16 protein-coding genes are annotated in these 21,369 nt (G+C 57.3%); 7 read left to right on the plus strand and 9 right to left on the minus strand.

Annotated elements, in window-relative coordinates:
- Positions 1 to 11: 11 nt before the first annotated feature.
- The 4 genes from ACMYSO_RS21790 to moeA form a co-directional block, all read right to left on the minus strand.
- Positions 12 to 2,444, minus strand: a complete 2,433-nt coding sequence (locus ACMYSO_RS21790; RefSeq protein WP_434667782.1) for a formate C-acetyltransferase/glycerol dehydratase family glycyl radical enzyme — start codon at positions 2,442 to 2,444, stop codon at positions 12 to 14.
- Between the two features lie 4 nt (positions 2,445 to 2,448).
- Positions 2,449 to 3,348, minus strand: coding sequence for a glycyl-radical enzyme activating protein (locus ACMYSO_RS21795; protein ID WP_434667784.1), 900 nt, complete (start codon positions 3,346 to 3,348; stop codon positions 2,449 to 2,451).
- Between the two features lie 150 nt (positions 3,349 to 3,498).
- Positions 3,499 to 4,257 (minus strand): molybdopterin-synthase adenylyltransferase MoeB, encoded by a 759-nt coding sequence (gene moeB, locus ACMYSO_RS21800; protein WP_434667787.1) that lies wholly within the window; start codon positions 4,255 to 4,257, stop codon positions 3,499 to 3,501.
- A complete protein-coding gene (gene moeA, locus ACMYSO_RS21805; protein ID WP_434667790.1) occupies positions 4,257 to 5,492 on the minus strand; it encodes a molybdopterin molybdotransferase MoeA in 1,236 nt (411 codons plus the stop codon). The genes moeB and moeA overlap by 1 nt, the downstream gene beginning before the upstream one ends.
- Before the next feature lie 364 nt (positions 5,493 to 5,856).
- On the opposite strand from moeA, the gene iaaA reads away from it, so the two are divergent.
- The 5 genes from iaaA to gsiD all read left to right on the plus strand — a co-directional run bounded on the left by iaaA (position 5,857) and on the right by gsiD (position 12,145).
- Positions 5,857 to 6,798 (plus strand): beta-aspartyl-peptidase, encoded by a 942-nt coding sequence (gene iaaA, locus ACMYSO_RS21810; protein ID WP_434667792.1) that lies wholly within the window; start codon positions 5,857 to 5,859, stop codon positions 6,796 to 6,798.
- Between the two features lie 12 nt (positions 6,799 to 6,810).
- Positions 6,811 to 8,667, plus strand: a complete 1,857-nt coding sequence (gene gsiA / locus ACMYSO_RS21815; protein WP_434667794.1) for a glutathione ABC transporter ATP-binding protein GsiA — start codon at positions 6,811 to 6,813, stop codon at positions 8,665 to 8,667.
- Positions 8,668 to 8,703: 36 nt separating this feature from the next.
- Positions 8,704 to 10,245 carry a glutathione ABC transporter substrate-binding protein GsiB gene (gsiB, locus tag ACMYSO_RS21820; RefSeq protein ID WP_434667796.1) on the plus strand — a complete coding sequence of 514 codons (1,542 nt, stop codon included), beginning with the start codon at positions 8,704 to 8,706 and terminating at the stop codon, positions 10,243 to 10,245.
- Positions 10,246 to 10,311: 66 nt separating this feature from the next.
- Positions 10,312 to 11,232, plus strand: coding sequence for a glutathione ABC transporter permease GsiC (gene gsiC, locus ACMYSO_RS21825; RefSeq protein ID WP_123756097.1), 921 nt, complete (start codon positions 10,312 to 10,314; stop codon positions 11,230 to 11,232).
- Position 11,233: 1 nt separating this feature from the next.
- A complete protein-coding gene (gene gsiD, locus ACMYSO_RS21830; RefSeq protein WP_434667798.1) occupies positions 11,234 to 12,145 on the plus strand; it encodes a glutathione ABC transporter permease GsiD in 912 nt (303 codons plus the stop codon).
- A gap of 98 nt (positions 12,146 to 12,243) precedes the next feature.
- Here gsiD and rimO read toward each other — a convergent pair whose 3' ends face one another.
- From rimO to ACMYSO_RS21850, 4 genes are all read right to left on the minus strand, one after another.
- The gene (gene rimO, locus ACMYSO_RS21835) at positions 12,244 to 13,551 is read right to left on the minus strand and encodes a 30S ribosomal protein S12 methylthiotransferase RimO (protein ID WP_434667800.1); all 1,308 of its coding nucleotides are present in this window, start codon (positions 13,549 to 13,551) and stop codon (positions 12,244 to 12,246) included.
- 198 nt (positions 13,552 to 13,749) lie between these two features.
- Complete coding sequence (locus tag ACMYSO_RS21840; protein WP_434667802.1) at positions 13,750 to 15,012, minus strand: anaerobic sulfatase maturase; 1,263 nt, start codon at positions 15,010 to 15,012, stop codon at positions 13,750 to 13,752.
- Positions 15,013 to 15,088: 76 nt separating this feature from the next.
- Entirely contained in the window at positions 15,089 to 16,777 is a 1,689-nt protein-coding gene (locus ACMYSO_RS21845) for an arylsulfatase (protein WP_434667805.1), read from the minus strand.
- A 431-nt stretch (positions 16,778 to 17,208) separates the two neighbouring features.
- Positions 17,209 to 18,447, minus strand: a complete 1,239-nt coding sequence (locus tag ACMYSO_RS21850; RefSeq protein WP_434667807.1) for an oligosaccharide MFS transporter — start codon at positions 18,445 to 18,447, stop codon at positions 17,209 to 17,211.
- A 403-nt stretch (positions 18,448 to 18,850) separates the two neighbouring features.
- Here ACMYSO_RS21850 and ACMYSO_RS21855 point away from each other — a divergent pair, with 403 nt between their 5' ends.
- Together ACMYSO_RS21855 and ACMYSO_RS21860 are read left to right on the plus strand one after the other, a co-directional pair.
- Positions 18,851 to 19,234, plus strand: a complete 384-nt coding sequence (locus ACMYSO_RS21855) for a biofilm formation regulator BssR (RefSeq protein WP_434587015.1) — start codon at positions 18,851 to 18,853, stop codon at positions 19,232 to 19,234.
- A 125-nt stretch (positions 19,235 to 19,359) separates the two neighbouring features.
- A complete protein-coding gene (locus ACMYSO_RS21860; protein WP_434670856.1) occupies positions 19,360 to 20,451 on the plus strand; it encodes a PQQ-dependent sugar dehydrogenase in 1,092 nt (363 codons plus the stop codon).
- Between the two features lie 2 nt (positions 20,452 to 20,453).
- On the opposite strand, the gene ACMYSO_RS21865 is transcribed toward ACMYSO_RS21860, so the two are convergent.
- A complete protein-coding gene (locus tag ACMYSO_RS21865) occupies positions 20,454 to 21,080 on the minus strand; it encodes a glutathione S-transferase family protein (RefSeq protein ID WP_434667810.1) in 627 nt (208 codons plus the stop codon).
- Between the last annotated feature and the right edge of the window lie 289 nt (positions 21,081 to 21,369).

Raw genomic sequence — 21,369 nt, forward strand, 5'->3', positions numbered from 1 at the left:
GGGAACAGGACTTACAGTGTATGCTCGGTACGGGCGATGATATCGTCCTGGGCATCCGGCGACAGGGCGGTGAAGAAGGCGGAATACCCGGCGACGCGGACCACTAAATCGCGATACTGGTCGGGGTGTTTCTTCGCTTCCAGCAGCGTTTCACGCGACACGATGTTGTACTGGATATGCCAGCCTTTATGCACCTCGAAGAAGGTGCGCAACAGCACCATCAGTTTCTGCTTATCGGACTCGTTCTCCAGCGTCGCGGGGTTCAGCTTCTGGTTAAGCAGCACGCCGCCGAGGATCGAACCGGTAGGCAGCTTGCCGACCGAGCTGATTACCGCCGTTGGCCCCAGATGGTCCGTCCCGGAGGCCGGGCTGGCTCCTTCCGCCAGCGGTGAATGCGCCTTACGCCCGTCCGGCGTCGCCATGGTCTGGGCACCAAACGGCACGTTAGCAGAGATAGACGAGGTCCCGGCATAGTAGGTGCCGCCAATTGGCCCCCGGCCATAGCGCGGGTTGTGGTACTGCTTCAGCTCATCGATGTAGGTCTGGTAGGCGCGCGCCAGCAGGGTGTCCACGCTGTCATCATCGTTACCGTATTTTGGTGCGCCGTTAATTAAACGCTGACGCAGCTGCTCGTGGGTCAGGCCGTCGAAATCTTCCGCCAGCGCTTTCGCCAGCTGCTGTTGGCCGATTGCCCCTTGCTCGAACACCAGTTTTTTCACCGCCACCAGACTGTTGCCGAGGTTGGCGATCCCGACCTGCAGGCCGGAAACCCAGTCGTATTTCGCGCCGCCCTGTTTAATGCTTTTCGCCCGCTCGATGCAGTCATCCACCAGCGCTGAGCAGAGAATGTCATGGACGTTCTCCTCCAGCATGGTATCCACGACGTACTCTATTTCGATCGATTTGCGGGTGTAGTAGCGAATTTGCGTATCCCATGCTGCCAGCACTTCGTCGAAGTCAGTGAAGTTGCCTGCGGACAACGCTTTCACCTGCGGCAGGAACACTTCGCCGCTGGTGGCGTCGCGACCGCCTTCCATCGCCGCCAGCATCACCCGGGCGAAGTTAATAAAGCTCATGCCGGTGCAGCGATAGCCCCACTTGCCGCCGACTGCGGTTTCGATGCAGCCGATGGCCGCGTAGTCATAGGCATCCTGTGGCTCGATGCCGAGTTTGATGAATTCCGGGATCACGATCTCGTCGTTATTGAACGCCGGCATCCCGAAGCCGCAGCGAATCACCTGGACGCAGGCGTCGAGGAAGTCGTTGCTCATCCCGGCATGGTAGCGCACGCTGAGGTTCGGCTGAGTAGAACGCAGACGACCGCAGGATTCCAGAATTGCGTAGGAGAGCGGGTTCACCGCGTCCTGCGGGGTGCCGTTTATCAGGTTTTGTCCGCCGATGGTGACGTTCTGGTACAGCGGGCTGCCCGCCGAAGCTTTTGAGTGTGAGCCGGAGCGAATTTTGTTCACTTCCAGCAGCTTCAGCCAGCAGCTGTGCAACAATTCAATGGCCTGCTCACGCTCCAGTGATTGCTGCAGCTCGACGTCGCGACGGTAGAACGGATAGAGATACTGGTCCATGCGGCCAAAGGAGACCGAGTGGCCGTTGGATTCAATCTGCAGGATCAGCTGGATGAAGTAGCATAGCTGCAACGCCTGCCAGAACGTTTTCGGCGGTTCGTGGGCGATAAGGTCGCAGTTTTCCGCCATTGCCAGCAGCTCGTCCCGGCGGCTTGCTCGCGTCTCTGTCGCCGCCATTGTCCGCGCCAGTTCGGCAAAGCGCTTGCTGTGCTGACTTACCGCCTCCAGCACGATATCAATGGCTTTCAGGAACTGTTCGCCATGCAAATCTTCCAGCACGGTGAGGTTGATGCGTGAACGGCGCTCGGCCACTTTGGCGCGCATCCCGTCGAGACCCTTTTCCAGCAGCAGCGCATAGTTAACCGCGAGGTGCGCATCGCCGGAGGTCATATTGCCTTCGGCTTTAATAATGCCGGTCGCCAGCAGCGCTTTTTGCTCATCGGTAAACATTCCGTAGCAGCGATCCTGGACGGTTTGTCCACGCCACCACGGGCAGATTTCATGCAGTACCCGTTTGTTTTCTTCACTGACCGCAAAACCGGCGCCGGGACGATCGGCGAGGTCATCGATCTCTTTTTCGATCCAGCTGACGGTATATTCCGGGAAGATTGGCGCGGCGCGGACTTCGCTGGCCTGGTTGCCGACGATGAGCTCGTCGTGCTTGATCCAGATAGTGCGCTCTGCCAGGTGATGGGACAGCGCCAGCGCGCGACGTACCGGGATCGGCTTATCCAGATGCTGCTGATAAGCGGTGGTGTAATGCTGCGCCCGCTCGGTACACACCGGCGGCTTAACGATATGTACCAGTGCCATTTTGTGCGCCTGAATGCGTGCGCTCAGCGTATCAAGTTTCAGGGTGGTCATGGGGTTATCCTCGTAAAGTAGCCGTTAAACCTTTGCTCTGAGCATAGTGCTGCGCGAAGGCGAGCAGCTCGGGTGCAGCAAGCGGTTTATCCGGAGCGGTATAGGGCTGATTGAGTAACTGGTATTTGTTCATGCCCAGCGTGTGGTACGGCAGGAAATGAATCTCCGCGACCTGCAGGCGGTCGGCGGCAAAATCGGTGATGGCGGTAATGGCGGCTTCATCGGCGTTGAACCCCTGAATCAGCGGCACGCGAATGATAATTTTCTTGCCGGCCTGCGCCACCCGTTGCAGGTTATCCAGCACCCGACGCGCGCTGCCGTCGGTCCACTGGTTGAAAATGGCCTCGTTGACATGTTTCAGGTCGGCGAGAAACAGATCTGTCCACGGCAGCGAAGGCGCAATGTATTTCCACGGTACGTGCAGGCAGGTTTCAACCGCGGTATGGATCCCGGCTTCATGGCTGGCCTGCAACAGCTGCTGCGCCAGCTCAGGATTCATAAACGGCTCGCCGCCGGAGAGGGTGATCCCGCCGCCGCTGCGATCGTAAAAGGGTTTATCGCGCAGCACGGTTGCCATAATCTCCGCCACGCTTTTCTCTTCACCGCAGACGCTGAGGGCGGTGGTCGGGCAGCATTCGCGCAGCCGGGCATAATGGTCGTCGGTGAGCTTTTCGCGATGGATAATCAGACCGTCGAGAGTGCGGCTAATCACGTCTGGTGCAGCCTGCTGGCACAGGTCGCACCCGTCGAGGCACAAACGTGCGTCGTACAGCAGGTCGGCGCCGCGGGCGCGGCTTTCAGGGTTTTGACACCAGCGGCAACCCAACGAACAGCCTTTCAGGAAGACGACGGTGCGAATCCCCGGACCGTCATGAGTAGAATAGCGCTGAATGTTGAAGATCATGATTTGCCCTCTTTTTGCATATGAAGATTAAATTACTTTCGAATGAAAGTAACATTGATGCAAATCAACAAGCAGAAGGGATCTGATCGGGAAGAAGAGGGAAAGGCGGATCCGATCACAAATTATCCGGCGGCGGGCGCCGCCGGTTGGCTAATTAGAGGTGCCGCACACCTCGCACTGCGGGTCACGCAGCAGCTTCATTTCGCGAAACTGGCAGGTCATCGCATCGTACATCACGATTTTCCCCGCCGCCGGGGTGCCGTAGCGGGTGAGCACTTTGATCGCTTCCATCGCCTGGAGCGCGCCGATAATCCCAACCAGTGGCGCCATCACGCCCGCCTCAACGCAGGTCAGGGCGTTTTCACCAAACAGGCGGCTCAGGCAACGATAGCACGGCTCGCTTTCCTGCCAGGTAAAGACGCTGATCTGGCCTTCCATGCGGATTGCGGCACCGGAAACCAGCGGCGTTTTGTGCAGGAAACAGCCGGCGTTCAGCTGGTTGCGAATCGTGACATTATCGGTGCAGTCGAGCACCAGGTTGTGGGCGGCGATCTGCGCTCGTAAGGCCTCTTCATCCAGCAGGGCATTCACTGGGGTGAGCTGAACATGCGGGTTGATACGCGCCAGCGCGTCGCGGGCCGAGTCAACTTTCGGCTGGCCGATGGTGGCATCGCTGTGCAGCGTCTGGCGCTGTAAATTGGAAAGCGCGACGGTATCGAAATCCAGCAGCGTCAACTGACCGACGCCCGCTGCGGCCAGATACTGCGCGGCGGCGCAGCCGAGCCCGCCGAGCCCGACCACCAGCACCCGCGAGGACTTCAGCTGCTCCTGACCGTCAAAATCGAACCCGCGCAGGATGATTTGTCGGTTGTAGCGCAGCATCTCCTCATCGCTCAGCTCGACGCCCATTACAGTCCCCCGAACAGATGGTTAAAGGGCTCGACTTCCACCCATTCACCGGCTTCAACAGGGCCGCGTTCACGTTCGAGCACAATAAAACAGTTGCCGAGGCTGAAAGAGCTGAAAATATGCGAACCCTGGTGACCGGTAGAGCTGACCACCAGTTCACCTTCCGGGGTACGCTGTAGCACGCCGCGCTGGAAGTCGAGGCGCCCCGGCGATTTTTTCAAGCGGGTGGCGGCGCGTACGCGCAGACGGGTAGGTTGAGCCTGGCCGTGGTTGCCGCTCAGCTTCGCCAGCAGCGGCTGCACCAGCTGGTAGAAGGTCAGGGTTGCGGAAACCGGGTTACCGGGCAGACCGCAGAACCAGCTGTTGTTCAGTTTACCGAAGGCAAAAGGTTTGCCCGGTTTGATAGCCAGCTTCCAGAAGCCAATTTCGCCCAGCTCTTCGAGGATGGTTTTAGTGTAATCCGCTTCTCCGACGGAGACGCCGCCGGAGCTAATTACCACGTCGGCCTGCTGGTCCGCTTCGATAAAGGCGGCACGCAGCTTGTCCGGGTCATCAGGGATAATGCCAAGATTAATGACGTCACAGCCCAGCTGTTGCAGCATCAGGTGTACGGCCAGGCGGTTGGTATCGTAGATTTGCCCGTCGCCAAGCGGTTGGCCCGGCAACTGGAGTTCATCCCCGGTTGAGAACACCGCGACGCGCACTTTGCGTACCACTTCGACTTGCGCGATCCCCAGCGACGCCAGAACCGGCAGTTCGGCGACGGTTAAACGGGTCCCCGCCGGGAACACCACCGCGCCGGCGGCGATGTCTTCCCCGCGCAGGCGAATGTTCTGTCCGGCTTTCACCGACGCAAGGAAACGCACGCCGTCGTCGGTCTGTTCGGTCTCTTCCTGCATCACCACCGCATCACAGCCCGGTGGGATCGGTGCGCCGGTCATAATGCGGATGCAGCTTCCGGCAGGCCACGGTGCGTGGAAAGGCTGCCCGGCGAAGGCTTTACCCGCCACCGGCAGCGCGGCGCCATCGGCGAGGTCGGCCAGCCGCACGGCATAGCCATCCATCGCCGAGTTATCAAAGCCAGGTACGTCCAGCGGCGAGCTAAGATCATGGGCAGTCACGCGGGAAAAGGCCTGCAACAGCGGTACGGTTTCCACCGCACTCAGCGGCGTAATTCGATTGAGCATTTCTGTCAGGGCTGTGTCGAGGGGCATCAGTCCGGCGTTAAAATCCATGGGGCTCTCCTGCGGGTAAAACTGCGAAAGGGGCATTATGCCAGAAAAGCGTTGCCGTCCATACGGCTTCACCGTTTGTGCTATATGCCCGTCATACTTCAAATTGCATGGGCGTTGGCTTTCCTCGCTCACCCCAGTCACTTACTTCAGTAAGCTCCTGGGGATTCCCTGCGTCGCCGCCTTCCTGCAATTCGAATTATCTAGGGCATACACCGCAAGATGCGCTTTCTATATTCAAAAATTGTATAGGACTGTCAGCACGATAATGATATTTATACATAAAATTATCTCTGGACACTCTTTGCCACTCAGTGGTGGTTTACAGGATGTCAGGCTAAGACTCACATCGTTAAAGGATCGCTGAATGGGCAAGGCGGTGATAGCAATTCATGGCGGAGCGGGCGCATTGACGCGCGCGACCATGACACCGGAGCGCGAGCGGCAGTATGTGGCGGCGCTCTCAGAGATTGTCGACAGCGGGCAAAAAATGCTGGCAGCAGGGGCCAGCGCGCTGGATACGGTGACCGAAGCGGTGCGGCTGCTCGAAGAGTGCCCGCTGTTTAATGCCGGGATCGGCTCGGTCTTTACCCGCGACGCCACCCACGAACTGGACGCCTGCGTGATGGACGGTAACCAGCTGCAGGTTGGGGCGGTCGCCGGGGTCAAACATCTGCGTAACCCGGTGCTGGCGGCGCGTCTGGTGCTTGAGCGCAGCCCGCATGTGCTGCTGATTGGCGAAGGGGCCGAGGCGTTTGTCGCCTCTCAGGGGATGGCGCAGGTCGACAACGATCTGTTTTCGACCACCGAACGGCGGCTGCAGCTCCAGCAGGCCCAGCGTGACGATGCCATCGTGCTCGATCACCACGCCGCACCGCTGGATGAGCGGCAAAAAATGGGTACCGTCGGTGCCGTGGCGTTGGATCTGAACGGTAATCTGGCCGCCGCGACCTCGACCGGCGGCATGACCAATAAACTGCCCGGCCGCGTTGGCGACAGCCCGTTGCCGGGGGCCGGGTGCTATGCCAATAACGCCAGCGTGGCGGTCTCCTGTACCGGTACCGGTGAGGTGTTTATCCGCGCCATGGCGGCCTACGATATCGCCGCGCTGATGGAGTATGGCAACCTCAGCCTGTTCGATGCCTGCGAGCGGGTGGTGATGGAAAAACTGCCGGCGCTTGGCGGCAGCGGTGGGCTGATTGCCATCGACAGAGAAGGCAACGTGGTACTGCCGTTTAACAGCGAAGGCATGTATCGGGCCTGGTGCTATGCCGGCGATACGCCGACGATTGGGATTTATCGGGAATAAGGAGGAAACGCGTTGCCGCATAGTCAAGATATCGACGCCAGTGACGTTCTGGTGGTACGCGATCTGAACGTGGCGTTTCGCCAGGAGCAGGCGAGCTTTGCTGCGGTGCGTCACCTTTCGTTCACCCTGCGGCGCGGCGAGACCTTAGCCATCGTCGGGGAGTCCGGCTCAGGCAAATCGGTAACCGCGCTGGCGCTGATGCGTCTGCTTGACCAGGCGGCGAGCCAGGTCAGCAGCGAGGCGCTGAGACTGCGCCGTCGCAACGGCCAGATCATTGCCCTCGACGCGCTGTCCGACGCCGAAATGCGCAGCGTGCGCGGGGCCGATATGGCGATGATTTTCCAGGAGCCAATGACCTCGCTGAACCCAGTGTTTACCGTTGGGGAGCAGATCGCCGAGTCCCTGCGTCTGCACCAGGGGCTGGGGCGTGAGGCGGCGCTGCGGGAAGCGAAGAAAATGCTCGATCAGGTACGCATTCCCGAAGCGGAAACGATGCTCTCGCGCTATCCCCATCAGCTTTCCGGCGGAATGCGCCAGCGGGTGATGATCGCGATGGCGCTGTCGTGCCACCCGGCGGTGCTGATCGCCGATGAACCGACCACCGCGCTGGATGTCACCATCCAGGCGCAGATTCTTCAGCTCATCGCCGTGCTGCAAAAAGAGATGGCGATGGGGGTGATTTTTATCACTCACGATATGGGCGTCGTGGCCGATATCGCCGACCGCGTGCTGGTAATGTACCGCGGCGAAGCGGTAGAGAGCGGCAGCGTCGAGGAGATTTTCCGCGCGCCGCAGCATCCGTATACCCAGGCGCTGCTGGCGGCGGTACCGCGGCTGGGGGCGATGCGCGGAAGCGTGCTGCCACGCCGTTTCCCGCTGTTAGCGCAAGACCCGCCGGAGGAGGAACAACAGAACACGGTGGGGACCGGTGAGCCGATTCTCAAAGTGCGCGACCTGGTGGCGCGCTTCCCGTTGCGTAGCGGTATTCTGAACCGTATCACCCGGGAAGTTCACGCGGTGGAAAAGGTCAGCTTCGATTTGTGGCCGGGGGAAACCCTGTCGTTGGTCGGCGAATCCGGCTGCGGCAAGTCAACGACCGGGCGCGCGTTGCTGCGGCTGGTGGCGACGCAGGGCGGGTCAATTATCTTTAACGGTGAGCGCATCGATACCCTGGCCAACAGCAAGCTGCAGGCGCTGCGCCGTGATATCCAGTTTATTTTCCAGGATCCGTTCGCCTCGCTCGACCCGCGACAAACCATCGGCTATTCGATTATGGAGCCGCTGCGGATCCACGGCATGCTTGAGGGTGAGGCCGCACGTCAGCGCGTCAGCTGGCTGCTGGAGCGTGTTGGCCTGCAGCCGGAACACGCGTGGCGTTATCCGCACGAGTTTTCCGGCGGCCAGCGTCAGCGCGTCTGCATCGCCCGCGCGCTGGCGCTCAACCCGAAAGTGGTCATTGCCGATGAAGCAGTCTCGGCGCTTGATGTGTCGATCCGCGCGCAGATTATTAATCTGATGCTCGATTTACAGCGCGAAATGGGCATCGCCTTTCTGTTTATTTCGCACGATATGGCGGTGGTTGAACGCATCAGCCACCGCGTGGCGGTGATGTATCGTGGGCGCATCGTTGAGATTGGCCCACGTCGTGCCGTGTTTGAAAACCCGCAGCATCCTTATACCCGCAAACTGATGGCCGCCGTACCGGTGGCCGACCCGGCGCATCGTCACCCGCAGCGTGTACTGCTGTCTGACGAACTGCCGGGCAATATTTACAAGCGAGGGGAAGAGGTCATCAGCACGCCGTTACAACAGGTGGGACCGGGGCATTATGTCGCCAGGGAACCCGTCGCCGACGTGCTGGGAAGATAACAACGACACCAACAAAACAGTATTCAGGAGAACAACATGACACAACGCGTATTACGCAAAGGGTTGTTGGCGCTGGGCATCGTGTCGGCGCTGGCTGCAAGCCCGGCCCTTGCCGCCAAAGATGTCGTCGTGGCGGTCGGTTCTAACTTTACGACCCTTGACCCTTATGACGCCAATGACACGCTGTCACAGGCGGTCGCGAAGTCTTTTTATCAAGGCCTGTTTGGTCTTGATAAGGAGATGAAGCTGCAGAATGTGCTGGCGGAAAGCTATACCATTTCGCCGGACGGCCTGGTGTATACCATTAAGCTGCATTCGGGCGTCAAGTTCCAGGACGGCAGCGATTTTAATGCCGATGCGGTGAAGGCCAATCTCGACCGCGCCAGCAATCCGGACAACCACCTCAAGCGCTACAACCTGTATAAAAATATCGCCAGCACCGACGTCGTTGACCCGACGACGGTGAAGATCACCCTTAAGCAGCCTTTCTCGGCGTTCATCAATATCCTGGCCCACCCGGCAACGGCGATGATCTCCCCGGCGGCGCTGAAAAAATACGGTAAGGAGATTGGCTTCCATCCGGTAGGGACCGGGCCGTATAAGCTCGATACCTGGAATCAGACCGATTTTGTCAAAGTGACGAAGTTTGCCGGTTACTGGCAGCCGGGCCTGCCGAAGCTGGACTCGATCACCTGGCGTCCGGTGGTAGATAACAACACCCGTGCGGCGATGCTGCAAACCGGCGAGGCGCAGTTTGCCTTCCCCATCCCCTACGAGCAGGCCCCGCTGCTGGAGAAAAACAGCAAGCTGGAGCTGGTGGCCAGCCCGTCAATCATGCAGCGTTACATCAGCATGAACGTCACGCAGAAGCCGTTCGATAACCCGAAAGTGCGGGAAGCGATCAACTACGCCATCAATCGCCAGGCGCTGGTGAAAGTCGCTTTTGCCGGCTACGCCACCCCGGCGACCGGCGTCGTGCCGCCGTCGATTGCCTATGCCGAGAGTTTTAAACCGTGGCCGTACGATCCGGCGAAAGCGCGCGAGCTGCTGAAAGAGGCCGGGTACCCCAATGGTTTCAGTACCACCCTGTGGTCGTCGCATAACCACAGCACCGCGCAGAAAGTGTTGCAGTTTACTCAACAGCAGCTGGCGCAGGTGGGGATTAAGGCGCAGCTGACGGCGATGGATGCCGGCCAGCGAGCGGCGGAAGTGGAAGGCAAGGGGCAGAAAGAGAGCGGGGTGCGGATGTTCTACACCGGCTGGTCCGCTTCAACCGGCGAAGCGGACTGGGCGCTGTCGCCGCTGTTTGCCTCGCAAAACTGGCCGCCAACCCTGTTCAACACCGCCTTCTATGGCAATCCGCAGGTGGATAAAGATCTCAGCGATGCGCTGAAAACCACCGACGTGCAGGAAAAAACACGGCTTTACAAAGCGGCGCAGGAGACTATCTGGAAGGAGTCTCCGTGGGTACCGCTGGTGGTCGAAAAACTGGTCTCTGCGCATAGCAAGAACCTCAGTGGTTTCTATATTCAGCCGGATACCGGGTTTAGCTTTGAACAGGCGGATTTAGCACAGTGATGGTATGTACCCTGACCCTCTCCCATACCGGGAGAGGGATGCAGACCCGCAGGCAAAGGGGGGATGATGCTCAACTATGTGCTTAAGCGCCTGCTGGGCCTGATCCCCACGCTGCTGATTGTGGCGGTGCTGGTGTTCTTATTCGTGCATATGCTGCCCGGCGATCCGGCGCGGCTGATTGCCGGTCCGGAAGCCGACGCGCAGGTGGTGGCGATGGTGCGCCAGCAACTGGGGCTTGACCAGCCGCTGCATGTGCAGTTCTGGCACTACATCACCAGCGTGCTGCAGGGCGATTTTGGTACCTCGATGGCATCGCGTCGTCCGGTCAGCAGCGAAATCGCCAGCCGCTTTATGCCGACGCTGTGGCTGACGCTCGCCAGTATGAGCTGGGCGGTGATCTTTGGCATGGCGGCGGGGATTGTGGCTGCCGTGTGGCGCAATCGCTGGCCCGACCGGCTGGGGATGGCGCTGGCGGTCACCGGGATCTCATTTCCGGCCTTTGCGCTGGGGATGCTGCTGATGCAGGTCTTCTCGGTGGAGCTGGGCTGGCTACCGACGGTGGGCGCCGATAGCTGGCGACACTATATTCTGCCTTCATTGACGCTAGGAGCGGCGGTGGCGGCGGTGATGGCGCGTTTTACCCGGGCGTCGTTTGTCGATGTGCTGCACGAAGACTATATGCGCACCGCCCGTGCCAAAGGGGTGAGCGAGACGCTGGTGGTGCTCAAACATGGTCTGCGCAACGCCATGATCCCGGTCGTTACCATGATGGGGCTGCAGTTTGGCTTTCTGCTTGGTGGTTCGATTGTGGTCGAGAAGGTCTTTAACTGGCCAGGTCTCGGGCGGCTGCTGGTGGATTCGGTGGAGATGCGCGATTATCCGGTGATTCAGGCGGAAGTTCTCCTTTTTTCGCTGGAGTTTATTCTTATCAATTTAGTGGTGGATGTGCTGTATGCCGCCATTAACCCGGCTATCAGGTACAAGTAAGGTGCGATTGCTCAACTGGAGAAGGCAGGCGGTTATCAACGCGATGCCGGGCATCAGACCCGGACAAATTCGCACGCCGTGGCGCGAGTTCTGGCGGCGATTTCGTCGTCAGCCGGTGGCGATGGGGGCGGGGGTGTTTGTCCTGTTGCTGATTATGCTTGCGCTGGTGGCGCCGTGGATCGCGCCGTTCGATGCGGAAAACTATTTTGATTATGATCGGCTCAATGATGGCCCGTCGATGATCCACTGGTTTGGTGTGGATTCGTTAGGACGGGATATCTTTAGCCGGGTGCTGGTCGGCGCGCGGATTTCACTGGCGGCCGGGGTGCTGGCGGTGCTGATCGGCGCGGTGATTGGCACCGTGCTCGGTTTACTAGCCGGGTATTACGAAGGCTGGTGGGACCGCATCATCATGCGCATTTGCGATGTGCTGTTCGCGTTTCCTGGGATCCTGCTGGCGATTGCGGTGGTGGCGGTGATGGGCAGCGGCATGTCAAACGTGATCATTGCGGTGGCGATCTTCTCGATCCCGGCGTTTGCCCGACTGGTGCGCGGGAACACCCTGGTGCTCAAGCAGCAGACCTTTATCGAGTCGGCGCGCAGCATCGGCGCCAGCGATATGACGATCCTGTTCAGCCATATTTTGCCCGGCACGGTATCGTCGATCGTGGTCTATTTCACCATGCGGATCGGGGTATCGATTATCTCTGCCGCCAGTCTGTCCTTCCTGGGGCTAGGGGCGCAACCACCGACGCCGGAGTGGGGGGCGATGCTCAACGAAGCGCGCGCGGATATGGTAATGGCGCCGCACGTGGCGTTGTTTCCGGCGATTGCGATTTTCCTGACGGTGCTGGCGTTTAATCTGCTGGGCGATGGACTACGGGATGCGCTGGATCCGAAGATCAAAGGCTAAAACAATCCCCGGTGGCGTTGTCGCTTACCGGGGCTACAGACTGATACCCGGACCAGGCGCGTTAGCGCCGTAATCCGGGATAGTCTCAGAGAGAGGAATTAAACCCGGCTGCCCCACAGGTCGTATTCGTCGGCGTGTTCAACTTTCACACGCACCACGTCGCCTGGTTTGACCTTGGTTTCGCCGTTCAGGTAGACCGCGCCGTCGATTTCCGGGGCATCGGCCATGCTGCGGCCAATCGCGCCTTCTTCGTCGACTTCGTCGATCAGCACCATCACTTCACGGCCCACTTTTTCCTGCAGGCGCTCGGCGGAAATCTGCTGCTGAAGCTGCATAAAGCGGTTCCAGCGCTCTTCTTTCACCTCTTCCGGGATCTGATCCGCCAGTTCGTTGGCGGTCGCGCCTTCAACCGGGCTGTATTTGAAGCAGCCGACGCGATCGAGGCGGGCCTCTTTCAGGAAGTCGAGCAGCATCTGGAAATCTTCTTCGGTTTCACCCGGGAAGCCGACGATAAAGGTCGAACGCAGGGTCAGATCCGGGCAGATTTCGCGCCACTGCTTGATGCGCGCCAGCTGGCGGTCCGCAGAGCCCGGGCGTTTCATCAGTTTCAGAATACGCGGGCTGGCGTGCTGCAGCGGGATATCCAGGTACGGCAGAATTTTGCCGGCGGCCATTAACGGGATCACGTCATCCACGTGCGGATATGGATAGACGTAGTGCAGGCGCACCCAGATCCCCAGCTTCGCCAGCTCTTCACACAGGCTGACCATGCTGGTTTTGACCGGCATGCCGTCGTGGAAGCCGGTGCGGTGTTTAACATCGACGCCGTAAGCAGACGTATCCTGGGAGATGACCAGCAACTCTTTAACGCCAGCATCGGCCAGGCGTTTGGCTTCGGCAAGCACTTCACCAATCGGACGGCTGACCAGGTCGCCACGCATCGACGGGATAATGCAGAAGGTGCAGCGGTGGTTACAGCCTTCGGAAATTTTCAGATAGGCGTAATGACGCGGCGTCAGCTTCACGCCCTGTTCCGGCACCAGGCTCAGGAACGGGTTGTGTTTTGGCTTTGGCGTATAGTGGTGGACATGCTCCAGAACCTGCTCGTAGCTGTGCGGGCCGGTGATCTCCAGCACTTTCGGATGCACTTCACGAATCTGATCTTCTTTTGCGCCCAGGCAACCGGTAACGATAACTTTGCCGTTTTCTTTTAACGCTTCGCCGATGGTTTCCAGAGATTCCTGGACCGCGCTGTCGATAAAGCCGCAGGTGTTGACGATAACCATATCGGCATTGTCGTAGCTGGGAACCACTTCATAACCTTCGGTACGCAGTTCGGTCAGAATGCGCTCGGAGTCCACGAGGTTTTTCGGGCACCCTAATGAGATAAATCCAATTTTGGCCATTTTTTATACTATACATTGCTCGGAATGGCGCGATTATACCTATGCCTTGATTGTCGTTTCCAGCCCCCGATGAGCGGCAAAGGACGAATAAAGACGTAACCTCACAGCAGATAACAAGAAAGCTGCTGCAATAATAGTCAGCGCGCGATAAAAAGTGCGGCGCGATGCGGGGATCGCTGCCGCGTTGTTGGCCAAAGGCTATTTCAGCATGGCGGCTATTTTCTCCAGCGTCGGAGTGACCGATGCGTAAAAGTGGCGAAAGCCCGAGCACAGATAGTTGAGGCCCTCTTCACCATCCGGGGCGCGCACGATGCGATTTTTCGGGCACTCCCCCCAGCACAGATTCAAATGCGGGCAGGATTTGCAGTAGGCGGGCAGAGTCTCTTTTTTGCCCATACCGAATACTTTCTGCCGTTCAGAAAAGACCATATGCGCCAGTTTGTGGGCACGGATATTCCCCAGTTTGTACTCGGGATAGACGTAGTGATCGCAGGAATAGACGTCGCCATTTTTCTCAATGGCCAGCGCTTTGCCGCAAAAGGGCGCGGTGATGCACAGCTGAGAAGGTAGCCCCATGGTTTGTACCACCGCAGTTTCAAACAGATTAACCTGCACGCGGCCCAGATCGTGGGTGATCCAGTCATCAAAGGTTGCGGTCAGAAAATGCCCCCAGTCGTCCGGGTCAACGGACCAGTCGGTGACGATGGAGTCAAGATCCCCCGGTTTAGCCCGCCGGCTGCCGGTCAGCGGAATGGTATCGTCCTGCCAGAACTGCGGGGCCGTGGTTTTGAACTCCGCCGCCTCCACGCAGGGGGTGAACTGAATATAGGTCGCCCCAAGTTCCTGAGTCAGGAACCGGTAGACCTCGTGGGGAAAACGGGCATTGACCCGGTTGATCACCGCCAGCGCGTTGAAAGGTACCTGATGACGCTTGAGGGCGGCAATGCCAGCCATTACTTTATCAAAGGTGGGTTTGCCGCTGCGGGTGACGCGAAAACGGTCATGGAGCTCGCGCGGGCCATCAATAGAGACCCCCACAAGGAAGTTATGCGCTTTTAAAAACGCTGCCCACTGGTCGTTGATCAACACGCCATTGGTCTGCAGATCGTTCTCAATACGCTGATGTTTTGGCTGGTATTTCTTTTGCAGCGCCACCACCTTGTGGAAAAAATCCAACCCCATCAGGGTGGGCTCTCCCCCTTGCCAGGAGAATATGATCTCCTCGCCATCCTGGCTTTGAATATACTGGCGGATAAAGTTTTCCAGAACCTCGTCGCTCATCCCCTTATCGTGTGGCTGGTGCAGCAGTTGCTCTTTGTGCAGATAAAAGCAGTACTGACAGTCAAGATTACAGGTTGAACCGCTGGGTTTCGCCATCACGTGGTAGCGCCGTTTGTAGGCGGGAAGATATCGGCCTTCATTCTGTAACGGCGTCAGAGGGATCTCGGTGCTTTTTTTCATCAACCCTAACCTGTGTCATGGAGCGTCTGAAGTAAAAAAGGCCCGGGGAGTAAACACCGCGGGCCGGACCGTGATGTTAGTTACCGGTAGGTAAACTCAGCTGGAAACCTTCGTTCTGTAGTTGATCGCGTACGTTTTTGAAACGCTCATACTGAGATAGCGTGATCGGGCCATTGTAGGTTTCACTCTGCGATTTACGCGGCGGATACTGGACATAGGTTTTCATCAGGTTTGAGATGGCCTCATTGAAGGTCACCAGCGTCCAGGTGTGCTCGGTATAGTTGTTCATAAAGATGTCGTAACGTTCCTGTGGATCCTGCCAGAGGTCAAAAATCTGTGGCACGGTGGCGACATACGACTCTGGTCCTTTCCATCCGAGGTTCGCGTCAACCGCCAGTCCGCCGGTTTTGGCACCGTCGTCGCCGCGCAGGTTAAATACCGCCTTGTAGTGCCCGACGCGTGCGGCCCCCGGGGTCAGCTCGTTTTCCGTAAAGTAGAACCATGACGTCCGCGGATCTTTGCCCGTGCCGAACAGCACCGGGGAGATGTCGTAACTGTCAAAGATAATGGGCTGACCCGCGCGGTCCTTGTCCGGCAGTTTAATACCGGCTACGGAGGCAAAGGTGGCCATCAGATCCAGGCCCCCGACGATGTCGTAGTTGCGGCTATGGTCTTTAATTTTCCCAGGCCACCAGGCGATAGCCGGAACGCGACTTCCGCCTTCGCGATCGGTGCCCTTAGTACCACGGAACGGCGTGTAGCCGGCATCCGGATAGACATCCTGCCAGGCGCCGTTATCGGTGGTCCAGATCACGAGGGTGTCCTTATCGAGACCCAGTTCACGCAGCTTATCCATGATGTGGCCGACGCGGGCGTCCATCTCCACCATCGAATCCGCGTACTTGCTCTTCGACATCGATTTACCGATGTAATCAGGGTCAGGCATGTTCGGCTGGTGGTTCTTCATGAAGTTGATGCTCATAAAGAACGGTTCCGTCGATTTGGCATTGGCTGTCAGGTAATCCAGCGAGGCTTTCTCAACGTAGCGATCGTAGAACGGAATGCCGATCACCCCTTCTTTGCCATCGATCACTGGGGTGTTGACATACTGACCGTTGATTTTGAAGTCTTCTGTCGGGGCTTCACCGGCTTTTCCTGAGAGGGCACCGCGGGTTACGCGAGCAAACATTTCGCGCAGTTGCGGGTCCATATCCGGGAACCAGGTAGGGTCGGCGTAGGTGTAGGCATTGAGGTGATACAGGCCGACGTATTTCATTTCGTCGTAACCCTGGGCATTTGGCAGGGCATAATCGGCTTCGCCAAGGTGCCATTTTCCGGTGAAGAAGGTTTTGTATCCGCCGGTTTTCAGCACCGATGCCAGAGTCCACTCTTCTTTCGGCAGGCCGCCGCCCTGACCCTGGAAGGCCACGGTGGTCATACCGCTGCGGTTAGGGATCCGTCCAGTTTGCATCGCGGCACGGCCAGGGGTACTGCTGGGCTGACCATAGAAGTCAAAGAAGGTCATCCCTTCATCGGCCATCCGGTCGAGGTTAGGGGTCGGCATACCGCGACCTTCACCCCCGCCATACACGCCGAGATCGCCATAGCCGGTATCGTCTGAGACGATTAAAATGATGTTAGGTTTCTTTGCTGATTCACCGTTTTGGGCCGTACTGTTTTGATCGGCGGCCCGCACAGCGCCATAGGGTAAGAGAGAGCCGGCGGCGAACGCCAATACTCCTATACCCTTATATGTTTTATTCATGTTTTTCCCCACCACAGTTGCATTTGATAATGAGTATTATTTAACGCTGTCCGGGATGCCTAAGATGAATCAGTTCAATACCCCAACGTAGCCATGAAATAATCGGCATCTTATTTAGTGTCCGGGCAAACGCTGTAAGTGAAGTTGAGATTGATAAAAAATGCCAGGACCCCCGGTTACCCTCTGAACGAGAACAGACCAAAGGGATTCAGGCCTTGTCCTGTGCGGCTTTGACGGGTTTTGATAGCGGGATGGAGGGTGAAATAAACGCTGGAATTGGAATTAATTCAAGAAAACGAAGCGTTATAATAAGCGTATTTTTTGTCATCAAATATTTCTTCATTAATAAATGCCGAGCGATTTCAGCCGCATTGAATAATATTTTTAAATTATCAACAACGGCCCCGGGAGGGTTTCCCGGGGCCTGATGGTCAGGAAGAGGTGACATTGCCTGCCGGTGCAGCACCGGGGGCGGTGGGCTCGCGCTTATCACGCAAGGTGAAAATCGAGATCAGGGTAAACAGTCCGGCAATGCTGCCGAGAATGTAATAAGTGTGGGCAAAGCCAATGGTGTCGTACAGGTAACCCGCCAGCGGTGAGTAAATAGCGGTGGCAATCGAGGCCACGAAAAGCACCAGTAAATAGACCGTCGAGGAGAGTTTATGGTCGAAGTTGGCGGCGATAAATTTGAACACCGACACCAGGATCAGCGGTTTTTCCAGCGCGTGCATCATTTTCACCGCGCCGATCCATACCGGACCTAGCGGGATGGCGGAACCCACGATGCGCACTGACATAATTAGCCCGGCAATAATCAGCGCCCATTTTGCCCCGGTACGGTTAACAAACCACGGCATCAGACACAAAAAGAGCGTTTCACCACAGACCTGTATCGACGCCAGAATACCGTACCAGCGGTTGCCCTCTTCCGGGGTGGCGAACTGCAGCGAAAAGTACTGGGCAAACTGCTGATCGTAGGTGTCGTAAATCTGAGTGACGAACAGGGTGAAGATCAGCAGCATCCAGAACTGACCATTTTTCGCCAGCTCCAGCGCATGGGAGACCTTCAGCGCACTGGTTTTTTGTATCTCATCTTCGGTGAGCTCGATTTTGGTCAGCATAAAACAGATGGCGGCGATAACGATGGCAATACTGGCCAGCCAGAAGGCGAGGTTTGGATTGCTGTCGATATACTTGCCGACAATCCAGGCCGCAGCGGCCCAGCCCAACGACCCCCACATCCGCACCCGGCCATATTCAAAGTGATAGCGGCGGGAGATTTTGTCGATATACGAATCGATCACCCCACAGCCTGAGTTAAAAATCATCCCCAGATAGATACCACCCAGTAAAGCACCCAGCCAGAAGCTATGGACCAGCAGCGGGGCGTACAGATAGATAAAGAATGGCCCTACCGGCAACAGCATGGCCAGCAGGATCCAGATAAGCCGCTTTTTCAGGCCAAATTTATCGGCAATAAAGCCGAAAAATGGCTGCATCAGCAGGGCGATAAAGGCGTTAACGGAGTACAGCAGGCCGGTTTTGGTGGCGCTGATCCCAAGGTGCTGGGTGGTCCAGATAACAAAGAACGCCATGGTCGATGACCAGGCGAATAAATAGAGGAAATCGAAAAGACTCAACAAGACGTAGTTTCTTTTGCCGGGCGTCATGATTTCAGTTCCTTCAGGCGGATCGCGGTTATGTTACAGCTCTAAGCTGTAGGATGTGTTTTTTATTGAGTGTTATACGTAATACATTTGCGATACTGATATGACACCTGGGAACGGATTTGATCAATTTTTATGGTGTTGTTCTGTGATGTAACCGGCAATAAATAGTAATTTAATGATTTAAACGTATTCATCATCCCCTTCGATGGTATGTGTTACGTATAACATTTTTTGTTTTATTGTCGTATCTTAACGACGCAACGGCGCGCGGGAGAGGATAACCATCTTTTTAACATTGTAAATGATGTTAATTAACCGGAATGATTGACCTTGCGCATCTTTCTGCACAAAAAATAACCATATTATGATTGTGAGCATGGACAACAAAAGAGGAGGAACCATGATGAACGTTGACAGACGCTACCGTAACCTTCTGAATAAGCTGATTAATGCCAGTATCGATCTTGATGCTTATTTGCAGCTACGCAAAGCGAAGGGCTATATGTCAGTCAGCGAAAATGAGCATCTGCGGGATAACTTGTTTGAACTCTGCCGTGAAATGCGTGAATACGGAGCGCTATTGCGGGATGCCCTCGCGCCGGAAGAGAAGGACGCTTTCCGTTCTGCGGGTGAAGCCGTCGCCTCTGCGGCGATCTGCTTGATGAGCGGGCGCCATGACTGCCCGTCGTATATCGCGGTAAACGTCGAGATGCTGGAACGCTACCTGGCAGCGTTGTCGCTGAATATTCATAAACTGAATAAGTTGGCGGCAGCAAGCCACGCCTGATCGTCAGGGGGAGTTGAGCTCCCCCTGTTTAATGTTATGTAAAAATCCCTTCCTGATGCGCCTCGCTGGCTACCCTTATCGGATTGCCGATAAAAGGAGTCTCCATGCGCCAGACCGTTATTCTGATGACGATAGCCACGTTCTGCTTTCCCGCCGTGACCCTCGCCGAAAAGGTCCGCGTCGAGGTATTGCAAAACCAACTGGAACACCCGTGGGCGCTGGCATTTCTGCCGGACGATCGGGGAATGCTTATTACCCTGCGCGGCGGTGAGCTGAAGCGCTGGCGCCAGGGCGAGGGGCTTTCAGCGGCGATATCCGGAGTGCCGCAGGTGTGGGCCAACGGCCAGGGCGGACTGCTGGATGTGGCGCTGGCCCCCGATTTTGTCCAATCCCGGCGGGTGTGGCTCAGTTATGCCGAAGCCGGGGAGGAGGGTAAAGCCGGCACCGCTGTTGGGTTTGGTCGTCTGAGCGACGATGAGCGGCGGCTGGAAAATTTTCACGTGGTATTCCGCCAGCAGCCGAAGCTCTCCACCGGCAACCATTTTGGCGGACGGCTAGTGTTTGACGGCAAGGGCTATCTGTTTATTGGACTGGGGGAAAATAACCAGCGTGCCACGGCGCAGGATCTGGACAAGCTACAGGGCAAGGTGGTGCGCCTGACCGAAGATGGTCGTGTGCCGGACGATAATCCGTTTGTCGGTAAAGCCGGTGCCAGAGCCGAGATCTGGTCTTATGGCATTCGCAACCCGCAGGGAATGGCGATGAATCCGTGGAGCCATACCCTATGGCTGAACGAACACGGGCCGCGCGGTGGCGATGAGATCAACATTCCCCAGAAAGGTAAAAACTACGGTTGGCCGCTGGCGACGCACGGGGTTAACTACAGCGGCCTGGCGATTCCTGAAGCACAGGGTACCGCGGTTGCCGGAACCGAAGCGCCGTTGTTTGTCTGGAAACAGTCGCCGGCGGTGAGCGGTATGGCATTTTACGATGCGCAGACCTTTCCCCAGTGGCGCAATAAGCTGTTTATCGGGGCTTTGAAGGATCAGTCGCTGATTGTGTTGCGGGTGAACGGCGAAAAGGTGCATGAAGAGACGCGCTTGCTCGGCGACCGCGGTAAACGTATTCGCGATGTGCGCGTCGGACCCGACGGCTATCTGTATCTCTTAACCGACGAGTCCAACGGTGAACTGCTGAAGGTGAGCCCGGCCGCGTAGGATCAGGTCACCGGAATCATCACCACGTCGCGCCATGGCTGACGCTCGTGCAGTTGCTGGTACCAGCGCTGCAGGTGCGGGCGCGGCTGCCAGCTGTCGATAATCGACAGCAGATTGTAGACAAAGGGGGCCACGGCAATGTCACCGAGCCCAAACTGCTCGCCGGACAGCCATGCGCTGGTCGCCAGTTCATCATCAAGGATAGCGAACAACGCTTCACAGGCGGCAATGGCGGCAGCGATGGCCGCCGGGTCACGTTTCTCCACCGGCGTTCTCACCAGCCCCATCAATACCGGGCGGTGGGCCGGAGAAAGCGAACCATTCGCCCAGTCCATCCATTTGTCGCTCCGGGTGCGTTGCAGGGGGGAGTTGGGCCACAGACGTTCCTGACCATATTCCGCCGCCAGATAGCGAATAATGGCGTTCGATTCCCACAGCACCAGGCCGTTAGCGTCATCTTTCAGAAGTGGCACCAGGCCATTCGGGTTCATCGCCAGAAACTCGGGGTCGTGGTTGAGACCAAATTCCAGCCCGGCAGGGATCTGCTGATAAGGAAGCTCCAGCTCTGCCAGTACCCAGCGCACTTTCTTCACATTCGTCGAATTATTTCTGCCCCACAGCGTAATCATATCGGTTCCTGTCTGTTATTGAGCCAACATTGCAGTATGGTGAACCGCCATGTTGGAATAAAGCGCATATTCCGGCAAGTGCTTTTATTTGCCAGCAAGGACGCAACCCGCGCGAACCCTGGGTGTACGGGGCGATACGACCCCGCTTGAGGCGGCGGGTATCAGCGTGACGATGGGAATGGATTACCTCCTTTTTATTTATCCGGATATCTCGGTGTGCAGCCAGTAAAGGTAAAAGCAATAAGAACAAGCGCAATTTTGAATATTTAAAATAAAATCAAAAGCGCCT

The sequence above is a fragment of the Klebsiella sp. B345 genome (assembly GCF_051131735.1).
In the GTDB taxonomy this organism is placed as follows: Bacteria; Pseudomonadota; Gammaproteobacteria; order Enterobacterales; family Enterobacteriaceae; genus Klebsiella.